Source organism: Enterococcus sp. 2STP, assembly GCF_032465635.1.
GTDB classification, from domain to species: Bacteria; Bacillota; Bacilli; order Lactobacillales; family Enterococcaceae; genus Enterococcus_B; species Enterococcus_B lactis.
Map to the genome: position 1 here is coordinate 1 of NZ_JAWDJH010000037.1, position 15,140 is coordinate 15,140.

General features: G+C 36.1%; 11 protein-coding genes and 1 pseudogene. 10 read left to right on the forward strand and 2 right to left on the reverse strand.

The annotated features are described in order from the left end of the window. Positions 1-536 precede the first annotated feature (536 nt). The 10 genes and pseudogenes from RWU19_RS13340 to RWU19_RS13385 all read left to right on the forward strand — a co-directional run bounded on the left by RWU19_RS13340 (position 537) and on the right by RWU19_RS13385 (position 12,388). Positions 537-953, forward strand: coding sequence for a PTS mannose transporter subunit IIA (locus RWU19_RS13340; RefSeq protein WP_123838267.1), 417 nt, complete (start codon positions 537-539; stop codon positions 951-953). Between the two features lie 60 nt (positions 954-1,013). Further along, positions 1,014-1,505, forward strand: a complete 492-nt coding sequence (locus RWU19_RS13345; RefSeq protein ID WP_002306991.1) for a PTS system mannose/fructose/N-acetylgalactosamine-transporter subunit IIB — start codon at positions 1,014-1,016, stop codon at positions 1,503-1,505. Positions 1,506-1,518: 13 nt separating this feature from the next. Next, positions 1,519-2,328, forward strand: a complete 810-nt coding sequence (locus tag RWU19_RS13350) for a PTS mannose/fructose/sorbose/N-acetylgalactosamine transporter subunit IIC (RefSeq protein WP_123838266.1) — start codon at positions 1,519-1,521, stop codon at positions 2,326-2,328. Next, positions 2,325-3,152 carry a PTS system mannose/fructose/sorbose family transporter subunit IID gene (locus tag RWU19_RS13355; protein WP_065772728.1) on the forward strand — a complete coding sequence of 276 codons (828 nt, stop codon included), beginning with the start codon at positions 2,325-2,327 and terminating at the stop codon, positions 3,150-3,152. The genes RWU19_RS13350 and RWU19_RS13355 overlap by 4 nt, the downstream gene beginning before the upstream one ends. Continuing rightward, a complete protein-coding gene (locus tag RWU19_RS13360) occupies positions 3,146-3,856 on the forward strand; it encodes an HAD family hydrolase (protein WP_002342712.1) in 711 nt (236 codons plus the stop codon). Before RWU19_RS13355 ends, RWU19_RS13360 begins: the two co-directional genes overlap by 7 nt. 170 nt (positions 3,857-4,026) lie before the next feature. Then, on the forward strand, positions 4,027-6,540 hold the full coding sequence (locus RWU19_RS13365; RefSeq protein ID WP_123838273.1) for a sigma 54-interacting transcriptional regulator: 2,514 nt from the start codon (positions 4,027-4,029) through the stop codon (positions 6,538-6,540). 446 nt (positions 6,541-6,986) lie between these two features. Further along, positions 6,987-7,391, forward strand: a pseudogene (locus tag RWU19_RS13370) (SelA-like pyridoxal phosphate-dependent enzyme); the annotation flags it as partial. A 12-nt stretch (positions 7,392-7,403) separates the two neighbouring features. Further along, the gene (gene dagF, locus RWU19_RS13375; protein ID WP_086286132.1) at positions 7,404-8,144 is read left to right on the forward strand and encodes a 2-dehydro-3-deoxy-phosphogluconate aldolase; all 741 of its coding nucleotides are present in this window, start codon (positions 7,404-7,406) and stop codon (positions 8,142-8,144) included. Positions 8,145-8,435: 291 nt separating this feature from the next. Next, on the forward strand, positions 8,436-10,376 hold the full coding sequence (locus RWU19_RS13380; RefSeq protein ID WP_316002775.1) for a PTS fructose transporter subunit IIABC: 1,941 nt from the start codon (positions 8,436-8,438) through the stop codon (positions 10,374-10,376). An 89-nt stretch (positions 10,377-10,465) separates the two neighbouring features. Then, a complete protein-coding gene (locus RWU19_RS13385) occupies positions 10,466-12,388 on the forward strand; it encodes a BglG family transcription antiterminator (RefSeq protein ID WP_123838272.1) in 1,923 nt (640 codons plus the stop codon). Positions 12,389-12,625: 237 nt separating this feature from the next. On the opposite strand, the gene RWU19_RS13390 is transcribed toward RWU19_RS13385, so the two are convergent. Then, the gene (locus RWU19_RS13390; RefSeq protein WP_070770689.1) at positions 12,626-13,459 is read right to left on the reverse strand and encodes an energy-coupling factor transporter transmembrane component T family protein; all 834 of its coding nucleotides are present in this window, start codon (positions 13,457-13,459) and stop codon (positions 12,626-12,628) included. After that, on the reverse strand, positions 13,446-15,134 hold the full coding sequence (locus RWU19_RS13395) for an ABC transporter ATP-binding protein (RefSeq protein ID WP_123838264.1): 1,689 nt from the start codon (positions 15,132-15,134) through the stop codon (positions 13,446-13,448). Before RWU19_RS13395 ends, RWU19_RS13390 begins: the two co-directional genes overlap by 14 nt. Positions 15,135-15,140 lie beyond the last annotated feature (6 nt).

Consider the following 15,140-nt stretch of genomic DNA (forward strand, 5'->3'; position numbering starts at 1 on the left):
ATTTTTATTTCTATTATCGTGACATAATTAAGTCACTATCACAGACCGTTGACAACTATCTTCCTTTTAAAAACGATTCTCAGGAGTATTTGTGATAGTACTCTTCTCATTATCATTATTCTGCTAGCACTAAACCATTCTCCTATGATTATGATAATGACCTTCTGTTCAAAAGCCACTTAGAAAGGTGGCTTTTTTGTAATCAGAAGATTCATCTTTCAGGATAATAAAAATGATTTTTTACATTTTGGTTTATTAGTAGTTTTACCTCAAAATTTTTATGAAAATAGAGCTTTCTCTCATATATTGAATGAAAGTTAACATGAGCGAAAACGCATCTGTATAGTTAATTAGGTTCGAAGTACTGGTTTAGACAAATTTATTATCAAGCTTTCTATCACCTATTAGCATCTGTTTAGAAGTAAATCAAACTGTTTAAACAGTTTGAAAAGTATTAGAAAGCTCAAGGAATGGGACTTTCTTATACTTTTATTTTTTGGCATAGTATTTGCTTAATATAAAGTGAGGTGAAAAATATGAAAAAAAAATTTTTAGTTGCAACACATGGGCGACTAGCAAGCGGCTTTCAAAATTCAATGGCGATTTTAGCTGATAAAGGAGCAGAACTTGAAGTCATTAATGCATATTTAACAAATGAAGACTATACGCCCATCATTTCTAACTTTATAGATTCTATCGAAGAAGGAGAACAAGGAATTATCTTTACCGATCTGTTTGGCGGAAGTGTAAATCAAACAGTGGTAGCAGAACTGATAAAACAAAAAAAAGATCAATTGTTTGTCATTTCTAATAGTAATTTAGCAATTATATTATCTTTAGTCCTAACACCGGAAAATGAAGTCTTTACAAAACAAAATATAAACGAAGCAATTGAGATAAGTCAGGTTCGTTTAGTATCAACAGATTTGCCTACAGAAGAGACATTTTTTTAAATCAAAAGTGTAAGAAGAAACTATTATAGTAATTTGATACAAAATAAGGAGGAAAAAAGAATGATAACTCAAATACGTGTGGACGATCGACTAATCCATGGTCAAGTAGCTGTAGTTTGGACGAAAGAATTAAATGCGCCATTATTAGTGGTTGCTAATGATGAAGCAGCAAAAAATGAGGTCATGCAAATGACATTGAAGATGGCTGTACCAAATGGAATGAAACTATTGATTCGTTCGGTGGATGATGCTATCAATATATTCAATGATCCAAGAGGAGCCGACAAACGAATTTTTGTCATTGTAAATAGCGTATCCGATGCAAATAAAATAGCTCAAAATGTAGAAAACATAGAAACAGTCAATGTTGCTAACGCAGGTAGATTTGACAAATCTGATCCATCAACGAAAAAAATGATATTTCCTAGTGTGCAGTTGAATCCTAATGAATTAGCTGCAGCAAAGGAATTAGCTAAATTAGATCGAGTAAATAGTTACAACCAGGTGTTGCCGTCAAATCCGCAATTAAGTTTAAAAGATGCATTAGAATAGGGAGGAATAAAATATGTTAATGCACGCAACTATGGCAGCTTTAGCAGTATTTATCTGTTTTGCGGGTAACTATTTGACTGGACAAAGTATGATGGAACGTCCATTAGTAGTAGGTCTCGTTACAGGTATTTTAATGGGGGACATGAAAACGGGTATTTTGATGGGAGCCTCTTTGGAAGCCGTATTTTTAGGAAATGTAAATATTGGCGGAGTGATAGCAGCAGAGCCAGTAACGGCCACAACTTTAGCTACAACTTTCGCCATCATTTCTAATGTAGAACAAAAAGCAGCAATGACTCTCGCTGTGCCAATTGGTATGTTAGCTGCATTTGTCGTTATGTTTTTGAAAAATGTTTTCATGAATATCTTTGCTCCAGCTTTAGATAAAGCTGCACGTGAAAATAACCAAAAAATGATCCTTACGCTGCATTTTGGTACATGGGTGATCTATTATTTAATCATTGCATCTATTTCTTTCATTGGAATTTTAGCTGGGAGTGGTCCGGTAAATTCCTTTGTTGAACATATCCCTCAAAGTCTAATGAATGGTCTTAGTGCAGCTGGAGGGTTGTTGCCTGCTGTTGGATTTGCCATGTTGATGAAGCTCTTATGGAACAATAAGTTAGCTGTTTTTTATATCCTTGGGTTTGTTCTAACCGCTTACTTACAACTGCCGGCAGTGGCTGTTGCTGTGATTGGGGTTGTTATCTGTGTTGTCAGCGCTCAGCGGGATATTGAAATTAGAGAGGCTGGTAAAAATGGTAATAGGCATGACAAAGGGCTAATGACAAAAGCAGAAGAAGAGGAGGACTTTTTCGCATGAGATTCCAAGAAAACTTGACAAAAGAAGAAAAGAAAATGATGCGTTCTGTCTTTTGGCGTTCATGGACGATGAATGCCAGTCGTACTGGAGCAACGCAATACCACGCAGTAGGCGTCATTTATACGCTGCTGCCAGTTATCAATCGTTTTTATCAAACAAAAGAAGAACGTGCAGAGGCAATTGTTCGCCATACAACCTGGTTCAATGCAACGATGCATATTAATAATTTCATTATGGGATTAGTTGCTTCAATGGAAAAGCAAAATAGTGAAGATGAACATTTTGACGCCAGTTCAATCACTGCTGTTAAAGCATCATTAATGGGACCAATATCAGGTATTGGAGATTCATTTTTCTGGGGAATTTTACGGGTAATCGCAGCGGGTATCGGTATCTCTTTAGCAGCAACTGGTTCTCCGCTAGGTGCAATCATATTTTTATTGATTTATAATATTCCGGCTTTTCTCATTCACTATTACGCACTGTATAGCGGTTATTCTGTGGGTGCCAGTTTTATTCAACGAATGTATGAATCAGGTGGAATGAAAATTTTGACAAAAGCTTCAAGTATGTTGGGCTTAATGATGATGGGATCAATGACAGCATCGAATGTCAAATTCAAGACCATCTTAGAGGTGAGCGTGGAAGGCAGCAAAGAAGTGATGAAAATTCAAGATTACCTTGATCAATTATTTATAGGCATCGTACCATTAGCGGTGACGTTATTTGCATTTTGGTTATTACGGAAAAAAGTCAACGTAAATGTAGTAATGTTTGGTATTATGTTTTTAGGTATTATATTAGGACTGTTAGGGATATGCTAGAAAACACTGCTGTTTTTTTCGATGTTGATGATACATTATTAGACAATTATAGTGCCTTCAAATGTACCATCCGAAAGTACTATCCTGATTCTTTCCTCGAAGAACCTTTTTTAAAGCGTCTTTATCATGAATTCCGCTGTCATAGCGAAAAGATTTATAAGTTTTATCAAGAAGGAAAATTAGATAAAAAAAAGAAAGACGAACGATGGTTACTAGTGATGGAAACATTAAATTCAAAGAAGAATACCAATTTATCTGAATTAGATGCTTACTATCATTTATGCCAAAGCAAACAGACTTTGTCAGTCGAAATGTCTTTACTTTTAAGTGTTTTGAAAAAAAGTGGAATTCTATGCGGAATTATAACAAATGGATTCACTCAGCAACAGCAAAGTAAACTAGATCAATTAGAACTTGATCGTTTTATCGAACCGAGATGGCAATTTATTTCAGAAAAGTTAGGTGATGCAAAACCAAGTGTAAGCTGTTTTCGAAAAGTTTCTAAACAATTGCCAGAAAAGATAACAAAAATTTATTATTTAGGGGATAGTTATCAAAATGATGTTATTCCATCTAGATTAGCCGGCTGGTGTCCGATCTGGTTGAATCATTTTGTTGATGATGAAGCAGCAGAGATTCTACAAGCTAAAACCGACAATGAAGCAGCCACCTTGATATTATCTCAATTACTACGTTCGAAATAAGTAGAGCCATGTCCCATAGGAAAAACTACTGTAGCTAAGAGTATGATTTGATACACTCTGACTGCAGTAGTTTTGATTTTTTAGTATTCCATCTGCTGTAAGTCTTTTTGGAGAATATGGCATTTCCATTTCTTATCATATACTGTATTTTTTATGAGGGAGGTTTGAGTATGCGACAAGAAACGAGAGAGCAGTTACTGAATTTATTATCTGAAGCAACTACCTTGACAACACAGGAGATTGCTGATTCTATCTCATTAAGCCGCTCAGCAACAAGTTTATATTTGAATGAATTATTAGATAAAAATGAAATACAAAAAAGCGGAACAAAACCAGTGTACTGGTCAATTGCCGAATCAGAAAATAAAGGCGTGAAAGATGCGTTTGCTCAGTATATTGGAAATAATGGTAGTGCTAAACGAGCAATTGAGACGTGTAAGGCAGCAGTATTGTATCCACCATTAGGATTACCACTTCTTTTGCACGGAGCAAGTGGAGTTGGAAAAAGTTTTTTAGCACACTTAATTTTTAAATATCTTAAAGAAAATAAGTGTAAAGGAACAAAAAAATTTTTTGTCTTCAATTGTGCAGATTACGCTAATAATCCTGAGTTATTATCTTCTATTCTATTCGGACACACAAAAGGTGCTTTTACAGGAGCAGAAAAAGAAAAGGTTGGTCTTTTAGCGCAAGCTGATGATAGTGTTTTATTTTTAGACGAAGTACATCGATTATCTCACGAGAATCAGGAAAAACTATTTCAATTTATGGATACAGGGAATTTTCGGCCTATCGGCGAAGAAGCAGAAATGATTTCTTCGAATGTTCGATTATTATTTGCAACGACTGAAACGCCTGAAGAAGCACTATTACCGACATTTTATCGACGTATTTCCGTTATTGTTGAATTACCAACTTTTCATGAACGGCCAATATTTGAGCGTATAGAGCTAGTCAGATATTTGTTTGAGCGAGAAGCAAAGCGAATAAAAAAGAATATAGTTGTTTCAAACGATAATTTTTTTGCTTTAACAACACAAGAACTTTCAGGTAATATTGGAAGCTTATCAAATCAGGTAAGGATGAGTTGTGCTGATGCATTAAGGCTGACGCCTCATAGTCAAACATTATTTATAGGTCAAGATAAGAAAACAACAGTTAAAATAACTTACCCCTCTACATCTAGTCCATCTATTGAGGAATACCAGATTTTTGCAGAGAGACTGATGCCTATATTAGATATAAATGAATTTGCTGAATTAAAAGAAAAATTACAAAAATTTGATAGTCAATACTTAGAAAATGTAGGGGCTTTGTCAAATGATAGTTTGTCTTTAAGTATGAAAACAAGCATCCAAAAACAAAATCGTAGAATCATTGACAATGAAGCGATGACGCTAGAACCCCTTGAAATTGTTTGCAGGTTACTACAAATCTTAAAAGGAAAACTACCAGAAAAAAATTTAAAAGAAAAAATACATCTACTATCAAAACAGTATCCTAGAACTATACTTTTAACTACTAATCTCACAAGAGAGCTTCCTCTAGAAATTCGCCCCTTTGTTACTTTCTTCTTAGGTGTAATGCTGATCGGCAAGGTCTCAGAAGACATCCGTTACCAAGCATTACTAGTAGCTCATGGAAACGCGACTGCTAGTAGTATTCAAGCTGTGGCAAATAAAATGTGTGGAGATTACGTTTTTGATGCTATCAATATGCCTTTATCATCTTCTGCTAGAGATATTATCACAAAAGTGAATGATTGGCTTTCAGAAAGAGATACATCTGAAGGAGTGATCATGCTTGTGGATATGGGCTCATTAACTCATTTATATAAGAGCTTGAAGCCTCAAATTTTAGGAGAATTATTAGTTATTAATAATTTAACTACCTCTTATGCACTAGAGATTGGACAGCAACTAATCAATGGAAATCTTTTTTATGAGATTGCAAAAACGGCAGAAAGTGATTTTGTAACGAATATCCAGTATTTTGAAGGTTTTGCTGTAGAAAAAAATGTCATTATTTCTAGTATATCTGGTCGTGATATTGCTAAGAAAATAAAAATGATCTGTGAAAAATACTTTAATCCTGACATTAAACTAATCGTATTAAACTACGGAGAATTAGTGAGCACATTAGAACGAGCTTCTTCGGAAGAAGGATATTTGAAAGAGACGGCGTTGATCTTGACAACTTCCTATCTGGATAACACAACCCCGGTTCCTAGTATTAATCTAATTGATGTTTTGGATGAAGATGCAGAGAATAAATTGAATAGACAATTGAGAAACCTAATTCATCCTAGTAGTGTTCCATTATTAACGAACGAATTCATCCATTTCTTTTCAAAAGAAGGTTTATCTGAAAAACTCGAATTTTTAAACCCTGATGTGATTATCCGACAAGTAGAAGATGTAGTAGAAAAGTGCGAGAAAAGATTCAGTCTTCAGTTGAATGCTAAAATGAAGTTCAATTTAATGATGCATCTAGCTTTGATGGTCGAACGAACGATACTTGGTGCAGAAGACTATCCAGTCCCAGAAGATATCAACCAGCTGAAAATCAACAACAAATTGTTTTATCAAAATACACAAACGATTTTCTATACCTTGGAACAGTTTTATAAAATCAAAATATCGACATGGGAACTATATATACTTTATGAAATTTTAGCGGGATAGAAAGTATGAATCCATCTGTTTGGATATTTTTTATTTGAGTATGATCAATACCAATAAACGTGTATCATTGATTAGTTTTATTCATTATTTTTAAATATTTATAGTCATAGATAAGCTTCATGTAGGAATTCGTCAGCCGCGTATTATTCTACATGGAGTTTAATTTTTGTATGGTGATCCAGTCAAACTTTATTTAGGATAGAACGTGTAAGCCATGATATTTTTAGAGATATATGGTTTAAGATATTGAAAGCTATTCTCAACTTTTTAATTAAAAAAATTTGAAAAAGCGTTTGATTATTTATATTGCGACTTAGTGCAATAAAAAACGCATTTTAACAGTACATGTAGTCGTCTTTATAATAGATAAACTCTGTAAGTTTAGTTAAAAAGCTATAAGTTGCACTTAGTTAAGTGCAAACATTTCATATTGTTGTTAGTTTAGAAAATGGATTCGGCTACAGTCTAAAGGTATTGGCCGAGCAATGAAAATCGGTAAAGATAATATTTTAGGCTTTACCCAGGCCTTAGAAGATTATTTAAAAAATGGGAGCGAATCCGGTGACTCCATGAAGCAACGATTAGCACCTTTTGTTAAAGCAATCAATCAACTTCCTGGCCTATCAGCGAAAATAGTTCAAGATGGTGCCGGCAGAGATATTTATCGAGCAAGTGTAACGATTAGTGGCGATAAAAGTGCGAAAGAAGTCATTCAGGAATTAAAAGCACAAAATCCAGCAGTCTACACCCGAGAATATCAAGCAAATAATGGAATCATTGAGTTCGACATTCGTTCCGTCAGCCAAAGCGAAATGGAAAAAATTATAAAAAGATTGAGAGAAATCATGTAGGAGGCTTTTAAATTGTCAGTTATCCCAAATTATTATAAAAATCGTGTATGTTTAAATGTATTAGCTCATTCAGTTGAAAATGCAAAAGCATGCTATGAAGCAGCGGAAGGGCATGTCGTACTAGGTGTGCTATCGAAAAATTATGCTAGCGATGAAGCAGCAATCGAAGATATGAAAAGGTACCAAGACGCAACCAATAATGCGTTGTCAGTTGGATTAGGCGCTGGAGATCCAAACCAAAGTCAGATGGTTTCGCGTTTATCTAGGGTTTTACAACCACAACATGTCAATCAAGTATTTACTGGCGTGGGGACTTCTCGTGCTTTATTGGGCCAAAATGATACGGTCATCAATGGATTGGTTTCACCAACAGGTAAGATCGGCTATGTCAATATTGCTACAGGTCCGTTAAGTTCACAAGCGCCAGCAGCTGAAGTGCCTATTGAAACTGCCATTCAAATGCTGCAAGACATGGGAGGTACTTCAATCAAGTATTTCCCGATGGAAGGCTTAGCACATAGGGAAGAATTTAAAGCAGTTGCGGAAGCTTGCGCAAAATATGATTTCTATTTAGAGCCAACAGGAGGAATTGATCTTTCAAACTTTGAAGAAATTCTGAAAATTGCAATCGATGCAGGTGTAAAAAAAGTGATTCCTCATGTTTACAGTTCAATTATAGATAAAGAAACAGGAGATACGCGTATAGGAGACGTAAGGATACTATTAAGCATGGTAAAAAAAATTATTCACTAACTCATTAGAAAATAAGAAGCTTATTCCAGAATGAAATTAAATGGAATAAGCTTTTTATAATTAATTACGGAAATTGTTAATGTAGATAATAATTTAGATGTACGTAAGCAGAAGTACAGAAATGTAAGATTTTCCAATAGTATTTTATTCAACATAATAAATTGTGTATCAATTTATTTAGCGAAATTTCTATTTATTCCAAAAATTTCAGTTATTACGGAATCATTTTGTGCTTAATAAAAAGAAACCGTTTTTATATACTGTAAGTGTAGAAAGAAAGGCGGTAGGAAAATGAAAAAAATTATTGCAATTACATCCTGTCCAGTTGGCATTGCCCATACATACATGGCAGCAGAAAACTTAGAGAAAGCGGGGAAAGCAGTTGGCGCCGAGGTAAAAGTCGAAACACATGGTTCTATCGGTATCGAAAATGAATTGACTGCAAAAGATATCGAAGAAGCAGCTGGTGTAATCATCGCAGCGGATACTAAAATAGATAAATCACGATTTGGCGGCAAACCATTGATAACCGTAGGCGTGCAAGAAGGAATTCATCATGCAGATGAATTGGTAGGAGAGATTTTAGCAGGAAAAGCGCCAATCTATAAAAGTACAGAGACCACTATTTCTGCCGAAAATAAAAGTGAATCAGAAAATTTAGGTAAGAAAATCTATAAGAGTTTGATGAATGGTGTTTCATATATGGTGCCATTCGTAGTTACAGGAGGATTATTGATCGCGATTTCATTAACATTGGGTGGAACAGCGACACCTGAAGGAATCAAGATACCAGAAGGAACGATTTGGGCAACGATGAATAGTATCGGAAGTATTGCTATGGGGTTGATGGTTCCAATCTTGTCTGCATTTATTGCGCAAAGCATTGCAGATCGTCCAGGACTTGTTCCTGGATTTGTTGGTGGGATGTTAGCAGCAAATGGTGCATTATATGGTAGTGATGCGAATGCGGGGTTCTTAGGCGGAATCATCACTGGATTTTTAGCAGGTTTCATTGCTTTAGGAATCAAGAAAGTACGAGTACCGAAAGCTTTACAATCGATCATGCCAATTATCGTTATCCCAATTTTAGGGTCATTGGCAGTTGGTTTTGTGTTTATCTATGTTATTGGAGAACCAGTAGCTCTTCTATTTAGTTCATTGACTCACTTTTTAGCAGGGATGAAAGGAGGAAGTGAAATTGTTTTAGCTATGATCTTAGGAGCAATGATTGCTTTTGATATGGGTGGACCGTTCAATAAAGTAGCCTTTCTGTTTGGATCTGGATTGATTGCAGAAGGAAATTATTCCATCATGGGTCCAATTGCTGTAGCTATCTGTATTCCTCCGTTAGCATTAGGGTTGGCATCATTGATTTTGAAAACCAAATTCACAAAAACAGAACGAGAAGCTGGTAAGGCATCCTTAGCCATGGGGCTGTTCGGGATCACAGAAGGTGCGATTCCGTTTGCTTCAACAGATCCATTACGAGTGATTCCAAGCATTGTAGTCGGAGCGATGACAGGAAGTGTGATCGCGATGCTTTCAGGAGTGACAGATCATGTCGCTCATGGCGGTCCAATCGTAGCAGTTTTAGGAGCAGTCGATCATGTAGCCATGTTTTTTGTAGCAGTGATTGCAGGTATTGCTGTCACCGTGTTAATGTTAAGAATCTTGAAACCAACATTACAACATACTGCAGTTGCTGCAGCAAATGGGGTAGCGGTAGCGGATTTATCAGAATCTGAAACAAGGGGTGTTTATACAAAACCTGAAACTTTTGATTCTATTACGGAGATTATGTCAGATGAAGCCATCGTTCTAGGAGAAACAGCAACAACAAAAGACGGAGTAATCGAAGATTTAGTCCAACGTTTAGAAAAAACAGCGGCGATCACAGATAAAAACGGGTTTAAAGAAGTCATCTATGATAGAGAAAAGGAAAGTACGACGGGAATCGGCATGGGAATCGCTATTCCACACGGAAAATCAGCTTATGTTCGTAAACCAACAGTGGCTTTTGCCAGAAGTCAAGATGGAGTAGAGTGGCATTCTTTAGATGGAAAACTTGCACATATGATCTTTATGATTGCTGTACCTGAAAACAGCCAAGGAGATATGCACTTGAAAATACTGCAACGTCTTTCACGTAAATTGATGGATGATGATTTCCGTCAAGCATTGATGGATGCGCCAGATAAAGCAGCGGTTCACCAATTATTAAGTGAAATGTAATAACATAAGATGAAAAATCGACCGTGATGAGACATAATAGATGTGTTATCATGATCGATTTTTTATTTGGAAGGGAGTTTCTGCTTATTATGAATCAGCGTCAGCAATCTTTGATTTACCAATTAATTGAAACGAATAATTATATCACAATAAAAAAGCTAGCAGAGCATTTCCGTGTGTCGGAAAGAACGGTTCATAGCGATTTGAATGTCATTGAAACTTGGTTCAGAGACAAACAGCTGCCTTTGATGATTGAAAGAAAAAAGGGGACAGGGATCTTGTTGAATGGTCTGCCTCACGAAAAGGAACAATTGAAACGAGCACTTAATGAAGAGGCACAAACAGAAATGGATAAAAACCAGCTTCGTCAATTATTGATTTTCCATCTGCTAGTAGCAAAAGACGGATTTAGTCTTGAAGAGCTTTCAGAAAAACTATATGTTGGAAAACGTACGATTCGTAAAGAATTGACAGAGCTGAAAAGCTTTTTTGAGTACCATCATTTACAGCTAGTATCCAAAACAAAACTTGGCACTTTTCTTAAAGGCGATGAACAAGAAAAAAGACAGCTGCTTGTTAAGACGCTACGCAATATGCAGAAAGAAGATCCGCAAAGTCCTTCGTTGAAAGAGTTTTTTGCCAAAGATACATTAAAAGTCATCCAACATACATTAAAAGAAGTTTTCTATGAAAATCATCTAGAACAGCCAGGAGGACTGGCTAGTGTGGAGATTCATATCTATTTTATGCTTGAGCGAATGAAACAGTACCAGAAAGTGAAATTAAGTAAAGACGAAAATGAAGTCGTTGAGCATACCCAAGCACAGCAGTTAAGTAGTCAGATCTTAGCAAAACTAGCCACTATTTACCCAATTGAATTTTCTCCTGATGAAATCAATTATCTGGCTTTGCGTATCGCCAATCTTTTTACAAACTCACAAGCAGCCACACGATTTCAAAAGGAATCTAGTACACTTGCTGATCATTTGATTGTACAAGTGGAGCAGTTTTTAGGTTATTCATTGAAAGAAGATCAGTTACTGAAACAAAACTTAAGGTCTCATTTATCTTCGACCTATTTTCGACTCCATTATGGCTTGCAGATTTCTAATCCACTGACGAAAAATGTATTTAGTACGTACACACAGCTTTTTTTAGTTTTACAGTTGATTCTAGAAGATTATTTTGAGAAAGAAAATTTTTATGTTCCGCAAGATGAGACAGCTTATTTAACGATCCATTTCCAAGCGGCGATCGAGCGACACAAACATCAGAAAAGTAAAAGATACCAAACAGTTCTAGTCAGTGAATATTCAAAAGCTATGGCTACTTTTCTTGAAGCACGGCTGAACAGAGAACTTCCGGAATTAACGATTATAGATTTAATTGAATATAAGCCAGAACTAGAGAGGGAAGATTTTCCACCTGTTGATTTTATTTTGACTACATTACCGTTTAAATATGAAAATATTCCAGTAATCGAGATTTCACCAATGATCACAGAAACTGATCTGGCCTATTTGACAAAATATATGCTGGAACATGTACCTATCAAGAAGAAAAAAACGTTTGATCTAGCAAGCTTTACTCATCCATTTTTGATCTTTCCTCAGCTTGAATGGACTGACCCAGTAGATATTTTAAATTTTATGGGGAATGTCTTAGTAGAACATCATTATGTGGAGCCGGAATTCGTCGATTCTGTCTTGGAACGAGACCGTCACGCCAGTACTAGAGTGGCACCATTTGTAACGATTCCTCACGGTAATCCGCTGTATGTAAAACATTCGATGATTTCTATTGCTACAATGAAAGAACCAATCCTATGGCATGGGGAACAGATACGTATCGTACTGCTGTTGGCAATAAAGAGAAAGGATTTGAAACATGCAGAGTTCAAAAAAATTTTTTCTGTTATTCACTATTTAGAAAAGCAGCCAGAACAAATGGCACAGTTGATGCAATCCAATCATCCACTAGAGATTTTAACCTTGTTGTCTAGTTATGAATAGGCAGATATTAAAAAACTGCCTTTATATCTATAATAATTCTATCTATTTATTTGAAGTTGAAAAACTAAATACAAAGGGACTGTAACAAAAGTCTTGTTACAGTTCCTTCTTCCGAATAACGGTGTTCAAAAGCTTGCACCTGCGGTAATAAGTCCAGCCAATTCAAAAACATGAAACGCTGTTTTTGTTTGGCTGGACTTATTACTTGATGCAGAACAGCTTCTCCACAACCTCTATTTAATGAAATGGATTATAGAATCGTCCGTCATTTAGGATAACTAATAAAATCCCTATTGAACAAAAGAGGACAACGAGAAATAGTGCAAGATAATCATTCCGTTGCAATGGTTTTGCCGACAGCCATGTCCGTCCTTTTTTCTTTCCAAAACGCCGAAGTTCCATGGCAGAAGAAATCGTCTCAATACGTTCTAAACTAGAAAAAATCAATGGGATCGCAATCGTCAAATTTCCTCGTACCCGTTTCATGAGAGAGGCTTTACCAGAGAGTTCATTTCCTCGTGCTTGCTGGGCTTTGGAAATCGTTCGAAAATCCTCTTGGATATCTGGAATGTAGCGTAGCGCTAAAGAAAAGGCATAAGCAATTTTATAAGAGCCACCGATTCGATGGATACTAGAAGCTAATTCACTTGGATTCGTCGTTAAAATAAAAATCAAACCTGGAGGAATGGTAACGAAATATTTAATCAGTAAATTGAATTCATAAAAAACCTGTTCTTGAGTGAGCGTATATCTACCGATTCCATCAAAGATGACATGGCGAGTACCATAGATAGCTACTCCGTATTCTGGGGCAAATAAATAAACAGTCAATAAATTCAAAATGGAGAAAAAAGCAATGAACTTCAATACAAAAGAGATCTCAGAATAACTAATTCTGGCTATCCGAAAAATGAGAACCGAAAACACAGCAAGGCAAAGCAAAAATCGTGTGTCATAAGAGACCATCCCAATAATCGAAAGTAATAGAAAACAAAAAAGTTTGGTAAAACCGCTGAGTTGATGGATGATTGTTTTTTTCGGTACATAACCGATGAGATTATTCTCTGTCATAAGGGTCCCCCTTATGCTGAATAAAAGCCGAAACGAATCCGCTAGCATCTGTCAGCTGATTGCTTTTTGCCAAATGATACAAACTAGTTTTCCGCAAGCTTGCCGAGGTAACTAAATCGGTTGAAGATAGTACCTTCGAAGGTATTTCATCTGCAATAATTTGTCCTTCTTTCAAAACAATCGTCCGTTCTGTATATTCCAGCATCAAGTGCATATCATGAGTGATCATCAAAATCGTGAGGCCTTGCTGATTCAATTTTTTCAAAAATTTCATCATTTTAGTGTAGTGATAGTAATCTTGTCCAGCTGTCGGTTCATCAAGAATCAGCAATTCTGGTTCGAGTACCAATATAGATGCAACTGCTACCCGTCGTTTTTGTCCATAGCTCAGCGCTGAAATCGGCCAGTTACGAAATTCATACAATCCGCATACTTTCAAAGTTTCCAAGACTTTTTCTTGGATGTTTATCGGATCTTCACCGCGATTTTCTAAAGCCAAAGCAACTTCTTCAAAAACTATGTTTTTAGAAAGCATTTGGTTACTGTTTTGCAGTACATAGCCAATTTTGTCTGCGCGCTCTTTGATGCTTTCAGATATGATAGATTGGCCTTTCCACAACAGTTCGCCTTTTTGGAAAGGAAGGAAACCGGTGATGAGATTGGACAATGTGGATTTTCCTGCTCCATTATGTCCGACTAAACTAACCATTTCTCCTTGATGAAGAGTTATATCGATTCCTTTGATGATTGGTTCCTTACCGAAGTGGAAGGATACATCTTTCAATATCAATAGCGGCGTTTTCTTTTTAGAAGGAGAACAAAAAGTCCCTTGTTGTTTTGCTAAAGCAGCAGCAATCTCTGGGGAAACCAGCTGATCGACTTGTGTTAAATCTGGGAATTCTGTCAATGAGAGTCCAGATCGTTTTAATGCTGTGATGTATAAGGGTTCACGAATTCCGCACTTCGACAATAAATCACTTTTCAGCAATTCAGTAGGAGCTATATCCGCAATGATCTTTCCCTCATCAATCAAGATGATGCGATCGACTGGTGCAGCTAGCACTTCCTCTAAACGATGTTCAATAATGATCGTCGTAAATTTTTGCGATTGATAGAGACGGTCAATCATCTGGATTGCTTCATAGCCTGTCTGTGGATCAAGATTAGCTAATGGTTCATCAAACAAGAGAATAGGTGTTTCATCGATCAAAACACCAGCCATTGCTACCCGCTGCTTTTGTCCGCCAGATAGATCTTGCGGACGTTTGTCTAATTGGGCCAGTAAATTTGTCTTTTTTGCCCAGAAATTGACTGCTTCTTGCATTTCTTTTTGTTCGATCATCTCATTTTCAAGAGAAAAAGCGATATCTTCAGCTACTGTTAATCCGACAAATTGGCTGTCAGTATCTTGTAAAACGGTGCCTACTTCTAATGAAAGATCATAGATAGAAGATTCACTGAAATTTTTACCATTGATCGTTAATTGACCAGTAAAACTTCCTTTTTCATTTTGTGGAATGATGCCATTCAAACATTTTCCCAAAGTTGATTTTCCTGAGCCGCTAGGTCCTATGATCAAAATTTTTTCCCCAGGATGGATAATCAAATCGATATTTTTTAATGTTGCTTCAGCTTGGCTGTCATATTGAAATGTAAAATTACGAAACTCAATCATTTTAGT